This is a genomic window from Lapidilactobacillus concavus DSM 17758 (assembly GCF_001435835.1).
In the GTDB taxonomy this organism is placed as follows: Bacteria; Bacillota; Bacilli; order Lactobacillales; family Lactobacillaceae; genus Lapidilactobacillus; species Lapidilactobacillus concavus.
The window spans coordinates 1-13,925 of sequence record NZ_AZFX01000095.1; the positions used below are offsets into that span (position 1 = coordinate 1).

Sequence of the window (13,925 nt, forward strand, 5' to 3'; positions counted from 1 at the left end):
GGCAAAGCCAACTAATTTTTATTATTTAATGTGTAAACTTGACAGGGCACAGTACCCCACACCCATGATTCGCCAGTTGATCTGTACCACTTAATTGAAATAACTTCGAAGTGTCTCAAAGATACTTTTGAAGAAGCTGACGATGGCATCCCAGACCTTTTGTAGAAAATTACGGTTTTCTTCAGTATTGAGTTTATTGAAGATGTTTTTGGCATTCGCCTGAATGTTACTGGCGATTTTTGAAGCTTGTTGTTTGAAACTCGAAGAATTTAGCGCACCGGAGTCGCGAATTTTTACTAACATGTTAATGATCTGTGTCTTTTGATTATTATTGATGACGGTGTTCAAGTTGTTATTGTTCAACGTGTTGTTGACGATGGTTGTGATCTGTCCAATTGTGATTGAGCTTCCCTTTTCGGCCATCTCTTTCTTGGCTTCGGCAACCGCATTGTTCAATTGCGCATCTGAATAGCCATCTTTATCTTTGTTCGCCTGATTAATGTCACTTAACGTCGACATCTCGTCCTGCGCAGCCGTGATCTGCTTCTGATTGAGTGTGTCACCATTTTGAGCAAAAGCAGCGTAGACACCGGCTAAAGCGCCAGAACCATCGATGGGAATTGCGGAAGTCACATAAATATTTGCATCGGTCACACCGGCAGTCACTGCAGCATTCTTATATTGATCCGCCGTAATCGTGGTAATATTGTTTGCACCATTGTAATTGAGAATTTTGACATTGATCCCCGAACCCGAGCTCGTTTTTTGCACCATTGCGCTCGACCAAACGCCAGAATTAACCGTAAAAGTCGAACCAGATGGATTTAAATATTTCACTAAAGTTGCGCCATTGACCGTCAATGTTGAATATTCTGCACCATTCAGACTGGCTGTTAACGTGCTGATTGTCCCTTGCTTCTGATCATCTGTCAATGATGAACCAAGCGTCACAACTGGTTTCGTCCAGTCCGTCGTCGTTGCCGCATTGACCGAACTAGCGCGTGACCACGAGAAGCCAACACCAACGATCAGTGTTGCGAGCAAGAAGAACCAAGATTTCTTTTTAAGCATATTTTTAACCTCGTTATGAAAAATAATACCTGAAACATCAGGGTAAGTTTAACTTACCCTGCTATTATAACAAAGCGATCGCGCCAACAAAGACTCAAACACTCAAGCTTAAGGTCTGCTTAAGGAAAATCAGTCTTAAGGATGAAACAAAAAGCCCACCAAGCAGGCAACTTGATGGGTGGAGGAAGGATAATTATCTCGCGTAACTCACCATCGGGCAATGGTGAGTTACAGGTTGTTGACGAGAAGCGGGCAACTTTCGTCAACAAGTGCACTTATTCTGAGCGGGCACTCAGTCAGTGCGGAAGCGTTTATTAAGGGAGGAATCAATGAAAAAAAGTAGCAATCACTAACTACGAATTAGGCTACGGGCCTGTCTCACTTCGTCACTGGAGTAGGCGACGAAGGAGAAAAATTGATGTTTCGTTGCAATCACCTCTGCTTTCTATGTTGATTATCATATCGCGGAGGTTTGAAAGAAGTGTGCGACAAAAATGGAAGTTGTTGGGTGAATTTATGATGGAAGTGTGAAGTTGTCGGGGTACAAACCGAAGTTGCTACGGACAATTGGCATGCTTGCATGTGCATTGTCTCGCCTCACCGAAGTTGCTGCGGAAAATGGTTGTTCCTGCTGTGGGGCCGTCTACAGCTTTTTTAGCAAGCTAAAAGTAGCTTTTGACTAAAATTGGAGCCTTCAAAAACGTGCTACACAAGGCAGCTTCTTGCGCTTAACCACAATTTCTAAATGATCCGCAAGCGTATCATTCAGAAATCATTGTTAATGCTCAGAAGCTAACCGCTTTGTTACACACTCTATTCGAAGTCTCCAATTTACCCGTTTTGTAAGTCTGCGAAAAGCGTGCAGACCAACAAAACTTTCACAGCATCACAACCGTTTTCCTCCGCAACTTCTGATTTAGTCTAAGCTATTGAATAACTGTCTTAGTAATCTATGCTAATTTCTACTCCTTAATTTAAAGCTCAGCTCTGCCTTCACATCTGAGTCAGGGAACGGAGTGGAAAGTTGTTGCCGTGCTGTGAAAATGTTGTTAATCCGCGGGGGCCATGCGGATTTTACAACATGGGACAAACATTAGCCTTCGCAAACGTGTTACACACGCTAGCGAAGGCTAATGTTTGAGGCGGAAGATTTATTCGCCGAGTGCGAAGCGCGAGCCGAATAAACCTGCAGCCGGACCCACAAGCGAAGGCAACAACTTTCCACGCAGTGGGCTGACGGGTCTGAAGGCCTGACAGATACATAGTGGACTGCCGGGTCTGACAACTTGACAGATACATAATGGACTGCCGGGTCTGAAATCCAGTTGTATGAAAGAACCAAATCTACAACCCAGCCCGCGACAGAAACCAACTCACACGATCCCGATAAGCCTCTGGGTCAATCGCAAATGCCTCCGCATGCTTCGCATTTGGAACGATCCACATTTCCTTCGGCGCAGAAGTTGCCGCAAAGTTCTTGTAGCACATACTCGTCGGCACGTAATCATCCTTTTCACCATGGATGAAAAAAATCGGCCTCGTATTTTTTGCGAGTGCTTGTAGGGAATTGACATCATTTAAACTAAAACCTAACACGATACGGTTGATGAGACTCGCGATTGGGAGTGTCGGGAATTGGGGAAGATGAAATTCAACTTTAGCGCGGTAGGCGAGTTGTTCGTGCAATGAACTGTAGCCGCAATCTTCGATGATTGCTTTCACTTGTGGTGGTAAATCTTCACCGCTCATCATCATGGTGATAGCACCGCCCATGCTAACGCCGAAGAGCAGCAATTCACAGTCGGAGCCGAGATGATCGATCAAATCTAAACACCAGTCGAGATAGTCGAGACGATCCAGCCAGCCAAAATTGATCCAGCGTCCGGCACTTTCACCATGACCACGATTATCTGGCATTAAGACGTGATAGCCGAGTTCCTGGAAGAGTTGAGCATAGGCCGCCATCATTTGAGCATTGCCGTGATAGCCATGTGCAATCACAACCGCTTTTTTAGTGGGTCGAGGATTTGGTAGGTAGACGGCGTGGATCCGATTACTGGGATCATCTGAGTACAGCCACCACTGCTCCTTCTTTTGTCGATTGAACCATTGGCTGAATTCTTGATAAGCAGCGAGATATTCGGGATCGTCGGTTTCAGGCGTCAAGGGTGGATCGACGCGGGCAAAACCATAACGATAGAATTTCGTACAGAGTTGACTGAAGCCTAAAATGGAAACAGTCGGAATAAGAATACTTGCGGCTTTTTTCCAATTCATAGGGGCACCTCAATTCTTGGGGTCGGTGAGGAAACGTTGTCTGAAGTCCTTCAAGTCGTTAGCAGAAAGTTGTAGGGCATGGCGCCAATAACCTGCAATCCCACCGTAACCTTCGTTAATGGTACGCAAGACGCCTTCAATATAGAGCGCTTCGCCGGTCTTAGTATTCATTTGGTCGACGGTACGTTGAATTCGGTCGTTAGTTGGCGGTTCGTGGGTGTCCGAATAATGATACAGGTCATTCGTCAATAAATAGTCCTGGATAATCGTATCATCGGGAACTTCCAAGGCCATCAAGATCAAGGCGGCAGTCATCCCTGTTCGGTCTTTACCAGCTGCACAATGAAAAACCGTGGCGTCATCATTTTGTTGTGAAAGTAGGGTTTTGAAGGTTGTGGCAAAGGCTTGTTGGCTATGATTGCTGAGAATCACGTTTTGGTAAATGCGAGCGACTGGATTGTCTAAATTGGGGATGGCGTGGCGCCAGTTGAAGAAGCGTCTGACTCGATGGTGATTAACGATCCGTCCAAAATTTGATGATGGATAGAGGGGATTGCTGATCAACTGGACACCAGGCCATTGCTGATCTGGATAGGATTGTTGTTCAGAAGGAGAGCGCAGATCAATATCGTGGACAATATCTAAGTCGCTGAGCAATTGTCGATCGCTTGCGGTGAGATTACCCAAGGAAGCGGCTCGATAAATTCTGCGCCATTTTGTCAGTTGACCTCGTTGATTACGATAACCGCCTAAATCACGAAAGTTGATCGAACCACGCAAGACCACGACGCGTTCCGGTGCAACGACCTTATTGAGATTAGTTGAAGATTGAGCCATGATGATCACTTCCTTCTGAGAATCTTTAACAAAACAAGAATTAATCATAAAAGTAAATCAAAAAATAAGCATTAGTGACCAAACTGAATCACTAAAGGTAAATCATTAAAAATGTAATTCATTAAGATAGTAAGTCATTAAAAAAATTCACTGAGCTTGAACGATTTAGAATTGTAGTAAATTAGTCGTGAATTTAGAATCGTTAGGAAATCATTTTACCAATTCAGTGTGAACGTCTATAATTAGAAGCAGTATGAAAGGTGGAGGACAATGTCACTGACACCCTTATTTAGTATTATCGTGCCCCTATATAATGTTCGGCCATACATGGATCGTTGCATTCGCAGCCTCTTAGCGCAGACCTATCGCCAGTTAGAAATCATCATTATTGATGATGGATCTACTGATGGTACAGGGGAGCGCCTCGATTATTGGGTGCAGATCGATCCGCGTATTCATGCTTTTCACCGCGAGAATCACGGGATATCCGAGACGCGAAATTTTGGTATGCAACAGATGACCGGTGAATACTTCACGTTTGTGGACGGGGATGACTGGGTCGAGAGTCAGTATATCGACTTCATGGTCAAGGCTTTTCAACGTTCACATGCAGAAATGGTGGCCTGTGGTTATGCGATCGATCCCCGTGGACGTTCCGCTGCCTTGAAACAAGAATCGGGACTACTCACGCGTAAAGAAATGATTAACCGGGTCCTGAAACTTTCTGGTAGTGTGCGGGGGTATACTTGGAACAAGGGTTACCTAACGTCGGTGGTCCGTAAACATCGCTTGCGTTTCACATCAGACTTAGATTTGATGGAGGACCAGCTCTTCAATGTCCAATATATCAATGTCAGTCGATTCTTTTATATGGACACCGTGCCACTCTATCATTACGTTCAACGCGCAGATAGCCTGGTTCATGCGTTCGACCTACAAAAAGTACCGGATACGGTGGTTGCTAATTATCGGATTTTACGCGAGCTGAATCATACCAACGCCGCAGAGCAGAGTGTTAAGAAACGACCACGTCGCCCTAAAAAACGTCGTAAGTATCGTAAAACGGACCTAACGATCTAGATCTAAACGATCGCGAACATGATATTTGATGACCGATGCGGCATCACTGGGAACGGTTTGTAGATCCTTTTCGAAATAAACGGCGAAGGCATCCTTCTTCGTGGCATCTTCGACAATAATTAGCGGGGACTGTAACGCGTTACGTTGTTTGTAAATCTCGGCGCTGACGCGAGCCGCCGCAAAATCATGGGCATTTGCAATTGCGTCACCAGGGTTGAACAAAACATCTTCACTCATTAGAATCACTCCTTTACTTAATTATAACGACAGAACGATGAAACATACAGTGAAACGCTGTCAACTGCTTTGATGGGAGATAAAAATGGAAATCAATGTCAATCACACAAAAATTTATTATGTTCAGAGTGGCCAAGGCCAACCGTTGATTTTACTGCATGGCAATGGGGAAACGCATCAAATATTTGATAAGTTAATGCCTACGCTGAGTGCGTACTTTCATGTTTACGCATTGGACAACCGTGGACATGGTAAGAGCGCGCGGGTTTCTGAGTTGCATTATCAGGACATGGCCAATGATGTGGTTGATTTCATTCAGCAATTACACTTAGAATCACCACTACTCTATGGCTTCAGTGATGGTGGTATCGTCGGGTTACTGGTCGCCAGTCAACACCCGCAACTCTTGCAAAAACTGATGATCAGTGGCGCCAATCTGAATCCGAATGGCTTGCATCGGCGCGATCGCTTCTATTATTGGGGCTGGCATCTCGTCACGCAACGTCCTGAGCTGCGCATTCTCAACACCGAACCGAATATCACGAAGGCTGACTTGCAGAGGATCCAGATTCCGTCATTGGTCATGGCCGGCGAGAAGGATTCGGTGAAAATCAGCCACACCCGTTATATTTCCGACCAGATTCCTAACAGCAAGTTACTGATCTTGCCCAAAGAGACACATAGCAGTTACGTGGTGGATAGTTTTAAACTCTTGCCAATCATACGCAAGTTTTGTGAGGAAGAGCCAGAATAATTAAGGTGTCCTAAGAGACACGCAGGTGTCACCCGCAATCACTCGCAACAATTAAAGACAGAGATCTTCTTCATATTTTTGAGTGAAGAAGATTTTTTTAATGGGGTCGTTTGGTGATTTGAAACAAATTTCTGTGGGGCATATCGATTAGCTTTGTTCAATCGAATGAGACAAAAAAGCCAAAGCACTCGAATCGGGATGCCTTGGCTGATGAGATTAAATTTAATTAACTTAGAGTAGCTTTTCGATATCTGGGCGCATTTTATCCGGATCGGTCTTGGGTTCATAGCGTTTCACGACGTTTCCTTCACGATCAACGAGAAATTTCGTAAAGTTCCATGAAATTTCTTTGCCTAAAATCCCAGGTTGTTCCGTTGTGAGGTATTCAAAGAGCGGCCAGCCATCATTGCCATTCACATCTTTAATTTCGTGCATCGGAAATTCGACGCCATAGGTGGTTCGGCAGGATTCAACGGCTTCTTGGGTGTCATCCAATTCTTGCTTGAATTGATTCGATGGAAACCCGAGCACGACCAAATCGCGGCCACGATAATCTTCATAGATTTTTTCTAAAGCTTCGAACTGAGGCGCGAATCCACATTTAGTCGCCGTATTCACGATGACCATTGGTTTGCCGCGATATTCGTCCAGCTTATACTTAGTGCCATCTGATAAGATGACTTCATAATCATAAATTGACATCTACATAACCTCCTTTTAGTTTTAGTATACGTGAATGATTAATCAACCTGTATCTTTCTGCTCATTATGAGCGTCTAGTTGGCGTCGATCCGCACGGAAATGATTGATTTGTTCATCAAAAAGCGTGTATGATTAACTTAATCATGATGAGAGCGTATGCAAGAAGCTGTCGCGGATTGCAAGATCAAAGGGGAATTTAGATGGCAAATTATGTTGAAGTGGTTAATGCGACGAAACAATACCGCATGGGCGAGCAAACGATTATCGCTAATGATGCGTTGAATTTTAGTGTCAAGCAAGGTGAACTCGCGGTAATCTTAGGCCCAAGTGGTGCTGGAAAATCAACGATTCTAAATATTTTAGGCGGCATGGACAGTCCAACTTCCGGGCAGATTTTAGTCGATAATGTCGATATTGCCGCATTTTCCGAGCGACAATTGACGGCCTATCGGCGAACAGATGTCGGCTTCGTCTTTCAGTTCTACAACCTAGTCCCTAACCTAACCGCTAAAGAAAACGTTGAATTGGCGACGGCGGTTGCACCGGATGCGTTGGATCCAACGACAGTTCTGCAGGAAGTTGGCTTAGCCCAGCGGATGGATAATTTTCCCTCGCAATTATCTGGTGGCGAACAACAGCGTGTGGCTATTGCTCGAGCGCTCGCCAAGAATCCGAAGCTATTACTTGCGGATGAACCCACGGGCGCCTTGGACTACGAAACGGGTAAGCAAGTCTTGAAGTTACTGCAAGATGTCAGCCATAAGCGCAATCAAACCGTTTTGATCATTACTCATAACGCCGCTATAGCACCGATGGCTGATCGCGTGATTCGCATTAACGATGCGAAGGTACGCGAGATCACCGAAAATCAGACCCCAGTCTCTATCGGCAAGATCGAATGGTGATCCGCATGAAAAATCAACTCCAATTTCGTTTACTCGGTCGTAAAATCCGTGGCAGCTGGGGCCGATTCGTCGCCATTGCCTTGATTATCATGCTAGGTGTCTTGCTATTCGTTGGCATCAAGTCTAGTGGCCCAGATCTCTATCGTAATGCCACAATTTATTTGCGGGAGCAAAAGGCAAGTGATGTTCAACTAATCTCGACGAGTGGTCTGACATCGCGCGACGTGACACTTGCGCGGCAACTTTCTGGCGCCCAAGTTCAGGCCAACAAGTCAATTGATGCGATTGCCGCCCAAGACAACGATACGTTCAAACTGATCAGTTACGCTAAAAAAGATTCATTGAACCAACTCTATCTCACCTCGGGGCGTCTGCCCAAAAGCGACAATGAAATCGTACTCGATGATTTGGCGCGCAAGACTGACTATCGGATTGGTGAAACCATTAAATTTGATCAAGATCAGTTGAATCGACAGACTTATCGCATCGTCGGCTTCGCGACATCGCCGTTATACATCCACACGAGTTCGCGTGGTACCACAACGATTGGTGATGGCACCCTCGATTACTTTGGTTATTTACCGTTGGCGAATTTTAAGGCGACGGTTTATTCAACGATCGATTTGCGATTCAAAGCGTTTCAAGATCGGAACAGCTACAGCCAAGCCTATCAAAATAAAGTTGATCGAAAAATCAAGCAGCTTAAGACGATTTTTAAAGGGCGTGCAACTGCTCGTGATCGTGAAATTCGCCAACAAGCATTAACCCCAATTGAGAAACAACAAGCCAAACTCAATCAAGCTAAGGCGCAACTAGCCACCGCGAAGCAACAACTTCAGACGGCAAGCGCTGGCCAGCTGTCGACTACGCCAGAACTTAGCGCGCAGGAAGAACAATTAACCAGCGCCCAGACAAAATTGACCACTGCAAAAAATAAAGTCGCGACATTAGCGAAGACAACTTATTACTTCAATGATCGCGCGGATCGACCCGATTTTACCAGTTATGGTGATTTGGCCGATCGGATCGCGGCAATCGCGAATGTTTTCCCACTGATCTTCTTTCTGATTGCGGTGCTGATTACCTTCACGACTATCACGCGAATGGTCGAAGAGGAACGCACGCAGGTCGGCATCTTTAAGGCACTGGGTTACACACGTTTCGAAATTTCCCAGGATTATTATTTATACGCGCTATCTGCGACGGTCATCGGCATCGTCACCGGTGTCGTGATTGGGACCAACACTTTGCCGGCACTCGTGATCTCAATCATGCGCGATCAATACAGCTTTCCACCCAACCCGGTGAGCTACGATTGGCCAACGATTGCGATTGCCATTCTGTTATCACTTGTCGCGTCACTCGGGGCTGTTTTAATTGTTGTTAACCGCGAATTGCTCGAAAAACCGGCAATGTTGATGCAACCACGGGCACCGAAAGCCGGCAAACGAATCTTACTCGAACGCATCACGCCGTTATGGCGCCGGTTAACCTTTAACCAAAAAGTCAGCTATCGTAATCTTTTCCGCTTCAAATCACGTATGTGGATGGCAATTCTAGGCATCGCAGGCGGGACCGGTCTCATTCTCACTGGTTTTGGTATCCGTGACTCAATTGATTATTCTGGACAGACGCAATTCAATCAGATCATCAATTACCAAGCTGTTCTGACCCTGAATCGGCAAGGCAAGCAGACGACGCGCACGGCGGCCATCTTAAATGCCAATCAAAAGTACCGCGCACACCTACCCGTCTACTTGGAAATGGTCAAACTGCAGAAAAAACACCAGTCGGTCGACAGCGTCTCGCTCTACGCAACCAGTCAACCTAAGGTTTTTCGTCGTTATGTGAAGTTATCTGAAGCGCTACCTCAAAACGGCGCGCTACTGACTCGTAAAGCAGCACAACTATTGAAGGTCAAAGTCGGCGATCACGTTACGCTACATGACGCCGACAATCATGATTACCAAATTAAAGTTGGTGGCATCACCGAGAATTATGCGGGCCACTTTATTTACATGACAAAGGCCTACCTCAACCGTGTAACATCCAATCGTTATCAACCCTCAACCTGGTTGGTTAAATTAAAGTCACAGTCTCAAGCACAGGAAGAAAAACTAGCCGGCCAATTATTAAAAACCGGCGAAGTCGTTAACAATTCTTACCTGTCCACACAAATTGATGCCGTTGACAAGCAAACCGCCAGCTTACGGCCAATTGTTTTGATTTTTATTCTGCTATCGGGATTACTCTCATTCATCGTGCTCTATAACCTAACGAACATCAACGTTTCCGAGCGAATTCGCGAACTATCGACGATTAAAGTCCTCGGTTTCTTCGACCGAGAAGTCACGATGTATATCGTTCGCGAAAATGTCATCTTAACGCTATTCGGAATCATCGTTGGTCTCGGCTTCGGCAACCTATTGACCTGGTTCATCCTGCACCAAGCAGAAACCGACGCGCTTATTTTCCCACTGATTATCAGTCCTGCTGGATACCTCACGGCAATCGTTATGACGATCGTGTTCACCATCGTCGTTATGATCGTGACCCACTTTAAACTGAAACGAGTCGATATGATTGAAGCACTGAAGGCAAATGAGTGATGAGACTGTTGGCTGCGGAACGTGCAACCCGAAGTTGCTGCGGAAAATGGTTGTTCTTGCTGTGGGGCCGTCTACGGCTCTTTTAGCAAGCTAAAAGTAGCTTTCGACTAAAATTCGAGCCTTCAAAGTTCGAAGTCTCCAATTTACCCGTTCTGTAAGTCCACGCTACTCGCGGTCTAACAGAACTTTCACAGCATCACGACCATTTTCCTTCGCAACTTCTGATTTAGTCGGCACTTAAGATAACTGGGTGTGATTTACTGGCAGCCTATTTCTTCGAACGAAAAATGATAGCCACACTAAAAAATCGTGATTGCTTCAAATGGCGAAGTTGAGCCACGACTAATTTTCAGATTCACGCCAAAATACTTGCTTCGTTTGATTGAAAATGACAAGTATTTTGGCGTGAATTTTTGTATTCTTCGTGTGTCTAGAATGACAAATCAAGAAAATCGAATTTTTTTATTGTTATTCGCCGAAGTTGCTACGGGAAATGGTTGTTCCTGCTGTGGGGTCGTCTACAGCTCTTTTAGCAAGCTAAAAGTAGCTTTCGACTAAAATTGGAGCCTTCAAAATTCGAAGTCTCCAATTTACCCGTTCTGTAAGTCTGCAAAAAACGTGCAGACCAACAGAACTTTCACAGCATCACAACCAATTCCTATTTCCCCAGGAATACGGTATCATATCACTATCACAGACTTCACATTGAGGAGGAAATCTCAGATGCTATCGCTACAACACCTCACCAAATCATTCGGCACCATGAAAGCCGTTGATGATGTGAGCTTCGATGTGCATCATGGCGAAATTTTGGGCTTGATTGGGCAGAATGGCGCTGGCAAAACAACGACATTCCGGATGATTCTTAACTTTATCGAACCGGATATTGGCGCCATAACTTGGAATGGTGCGCCTTTCACGCAAAATCAGTACGATGAACTGGGCTATCTTCCGGAGGAACGCGGGCTTTTTCCGAAGATGACGGTTGAGAATCAGATCGTGTATTTCGCTGAGTTGCGCGGCATGAAACGCGCCGATGTTCGACGGGAAATTCCGCAATGGTTGTCGCGCTTCGAAGTGAAGGCGAAGGCAACGGATAAGATCAAGGATTTGTCGAAAGGAAATGCGCAGAAGATTCAGTTGATCGCGACACTGATCCACCAGCCGAAACTCGTGATTTTGGATGAGCCTTTCAGTGGCTTGGATCCGGTGAATGTCGGGATTCTGCGTGAGGGAATCATGACGTTGAAGCAGCAAGGTGCCGCTATTATTTACTCTGATCACAATATGGATAATGTTGAGCAGGTCAGTGATCAGCTTGTCATGTTGCGTTCGGGTCAGATGGTTCTACATGGCACAGTTGATCAGGTGCGCCAGAGTTTCGGTCGAGTTAAGTTGACGATAGAGTCGCCACTGACTGCCGAAGAGTTACGCGCAATTCCTGGCGTGGTGACGGTGGTGCCGCATCATCAGAAGCTTGAATTGACGCTTGCCGATGAAACGGTGGGTCGTCGTGTGTTTGAATTAGCAACGAAGAATGGCTATATTCCTGAATTTAATCAACAACCACCAACTTTGGAAGAAATTTTCAAGTTGAAAGCGGGTGAACCTAATGTCTAAATTCAAAACAGTTTTTCGCCAAGTTTATTTAAAAAATCTACGCAGTGGGTCGTTCATCTGGATGGTTGTCGCGCCACTTGTGATCATGCTGGTGGGTGGTTTAGTCGGTTTCTTCGTGGCGAAGTCGCAAGAAGATGTTAAAATGGCAATCGTGACGCCACAAGCAGAATTGCAGCCTACCTTACAACAACTCAAGGTGGCAGATTTGAAAGTTGATCATAAAATCAAGACGCAAGCAGCCGCTAAGAAAGCTTTGAGTCAACAAAAAATTGACGGTTACGCGGTGGTTACAACGGTCAAAGATAATTTGAAAGTGGCTTATGTGAGTCGGACAGATGGACAGGATTTGCCGTCAACGGCTTTGGATGCACAGTTCACACAATTGAACTTGCAGTTCCAAGCGAATCGTTTAAAGTTGAGTCAGTCTCAACTACAAGAGTTGTTGCAGCCGACAGTCACCACGCATCAAGTTGTGTCGTTTGAGGATGGTCAGCAGGTGGATAGGAATCAACATCAGCGTGTGATCAACGTGGTTTTAGCAACGGCGGTTGCGGTCATCATGATGATGTTTATCATGAGCTATGCGGGTATGATTGCCAGCGAGGTCGCGTCTGAGAAGGGGACTCGCATTATGGAAATCATTCTGTCGAGTATCGATGTCAAGACGCAATTTCTTGGCAAGATCTGTGGCATCTTTGCGCTGATTGTGACACAACTCGTTGTTTATGGTGTGCTTTTCTTAGCGGGTCGGACGTTCTTGAACCAATATTTATTGGGGCAATATCCACAGTTGAAGACGCTGATTGGATCCATTAGTTTGCCTAGCATTTGGTCCGCACAGATGCTGCTGACGATTGCCTTCTTCATTGTGGGTATCTTGACCTATACAATTATTGCCGCAATGTTAGGCTCGCTGGTCAGTGCGGTTGAGCAAGTTCAGCAGGTCGTGACGCCGATTTCGTTCTTCGCCATCTTTGCATATATTCTGGGATTGATGGCTGCGAATGGGAGCGATAATATTCTGGTTCGTGTGGCTGCCTATGTCCCGTTGATCTCACCAATCGTTATGCCGGCACGTCTGGCGACAGAAGCTGCTTCAGGAGGCGAGGCTTTGCTGTCACTGGCAATTTCTATTGTGGCAATGGGATTAGGCTACTTCTTGTCATTAACGCTGTATCGAGCTAATGTGCTTGTTTATTCGGATGGGAATATATGGCAGGCAATGCGGCATTCCTTCCGTATCTTGACGAATCGAAAGAAGCGTCAGGGTTAACTGAGATTCAGATTCAATCGTTGAAATGAGAAAGAGGCCATCATGTTTAAACGTGATTCAGGGACAGATCAAACGTTAACAATTCTAATTGCAAGCCTGTTATGGATTGCCGGCGCCTATCTTTTAGGGCGAGATTATTTCAAGACGGGATTGCTTAACGGGCCGTTGGCAATTCTGCTGATTATTGGCTTGGTTATCACTGGCGCAGCATTAGTCACTCATCATTGAAGGAAAAAATAGCGAAGGCAAAAATAACCTGATGGGTCGGACTAAGATGACCGTATTTCTAAGCTGCAATTAAAAAATAAAAATACATTGCTCTCAATCACACGACCAGTTGCTGGAAATGCTGATTTAGGGCTTTTTTTATGCGAAAAATGAGAAAAAATCATTTAACTTTAATGCCCGTTTGTCAATGAGATATTATCAGGATAATCCGATGATATCAGTTGGTTCACGTTGACTATTGAGACGTCAATCGAGTGGGAACCATTCAATCGTTGAATCAATCGACGTGAAAAATCATTAAACCATTAAACAAATTAGAAATAGATTTAATT

The 13,925-nt window shown here is 45.2% G+C and carries 12 protein-coding genes; 7 read left to right on the top strand and 5 right to left on the bottom strand.

Going from position 1 to position 13,925, the window contains the following annotated elements:
* Positions 1 to 90: 90 nt before the first annotated feature.
* The 3 genes from FC15_RS08585 to FC15_RS08595 all read right to left on the bottom strand — a co-directional run bounded on the left by FC15_RS08585 (position 91) and on the right by FC15_RS08595 (position 4,185).
* A complete protein-coding gene (locus tag FC15_RS08585) occupies positions 91 to 1,071 on the bottom strand; it encodes a DUF1002 domain-containing protein (protein WP_057825813.1) in 981 nt (326 codons plus the stop codon).
* Positions 1,072 to 2,415: 1,344 nt separating this feature from the next.
* A complete protein-coding gene (locus FC15_RS08590) occupies positions 2,416 to 3,348 on the bottom strand; it encodes an alpha/beta hydrolase (protein WP_057825814.1) in 933 nt (310 codons plus the stop codon).
* A 9-nt stretch (positions 3,349 to 3,357) separates the two neighbouring features.
* Positions 3,358 to 4,185, bottom strand: coding sequence for a tyrosine-protein phosphatase (locus tag FC15_RS08595; RefSeq protein ID WP_057825818.1), 828 nt, complete (start codon positions 4,183 to 4,185; stop codon positions 3,358 to 3,360).
* Between the two features lie 270 nt (positions 4,186 to 4,455).
* Here FC15_RS08595 and FC15_RS08600 point away from each other — a divergent pair, with 270 nt between their 5' ends.
* Positions 4,456 to 5,265 carry a glycosyltransferase family 2 protein gene (locus FC15_RS08600; protein WP_057825820.1) on the top strand — a complete coding sequence of 270 codons (810 nt, stop codon included), beginning with the start codon at positions 4,456 to 4,458 and terminating at the stop codon, positions 5,263 to 5,265.
* Here the strand turns inward: FC15_RS08600 and FC15_RS08605 are convergent.
* Positions 5,254 to 5,502 carry a hypothetical protein gene (locus FC15_RS08605; RefSeq protein WP_057825822.1) on the bottom strand — a complete coding sequence of 83 codons (249 nt, stop codon included), beginning with the start codon at positions 5,500 to 5,502 and terminating at the stop codon, positions 5,254 to 5,256. The two genes, FC15_RS08600 and FC15_RS08605, sit on opposite strands and share 12 nt — an antisense overlap.
* An 85-nt stretch (positions 5,503 to 5,587) precedes the next feature.
* Here FC15_RS08605 and FC15_RS08610 point away from each other — a divergent pair, with 85 nt between their 5' ends.
* Entirely contained in the window at positions 5,588 to 6,256 is a 669-nt protein-coding gene (locus FC15_RS08610) for an alpha/beta fold hydrolase (RefSeq protein WP_057825824.1), read from the top strand.
* Between the two features lie 231 nt (positions 6,257 to 6,487).
* Here the strand turns inward: FC15_RS08610 and FC15_RS08615 are convergent, their stop codons facing one another.
* Entirely contained in the window at positions 6,488 to 6,958 is a 471-nt protein-coding gene (locus FC15_RS08615) for a glutathione peroxidase (RefSeq protein ID WP_057825826.1), read from the bottom strand.
* Positions 6,959 to 7,158: 200 nt separating this feature from the next.
* Here FC15_RS08615 and FC15_RS08620 point away from each other — a divergent pair, with 200 nt between their 5' ends.
* From FC15_RS08620 to FC15_RS08640, 5 genes are all read left to right on the top strand, one after another.
* Positions 7,159 to 7,863, top strand: a complete 705-nt coding sequence (locus FC15_RS08620) for an ABC transporter ATP-binding protein (RefSeq protein WP_057825828.1) — start codon at positions 7,159 to 7,161, stop codon at positions 7,861 to 7,863.
* A gap of 5 nt (positions 7,864 to 7,868) precedes the next feature.
* Entirely contained in the window at positions 7,869 to 10,472 is a 2,604-nt protein-coding gene (locus FC15_RS08625) for an FtsX-like permease family protein (protein WP_057825830.1), read from the top strand.
* A 723-nt stretch (positions 10,473 to 11,195) separates the two neighbouring features.
* Positions 11,196 to 12,092, top strand: coding sequence for an ABC transporter ATP-binding protein (locus FC15_RS08630; protein WP_057825831.1), 897 nt, complete (start codon positions 11,196 to 11,198; stop codon positions 12,090 to 12,092).
* Entirely contained in the window at positions 12,085 to 13,365 is a 1,281-nt protein-coding gene (locus FC15_RS08635; RefSeq protein ID WP_057825833.1) for an ABC transporter permease, read from the top strand. The genes FC15_RS08630 and FC15_RS08635 overlap by 8 nt, the downstream gene beginning before the upstream one ends.
* A 42-nt stretch (positions 13,366 to 13,407) precedes the next feature.
* Positions 13,408 to 13,593, top strand: coding sequence for a hypothetical protein (locus FC15_RS08640; protein ID WP_057825835.1), 186 nt, complete (start codon positions 13,408 to 13,410; stop codon positions 13,591 to 13,593).
* Positions 13,594 to 13,925 lie beyond the last annotated feature (332 nt).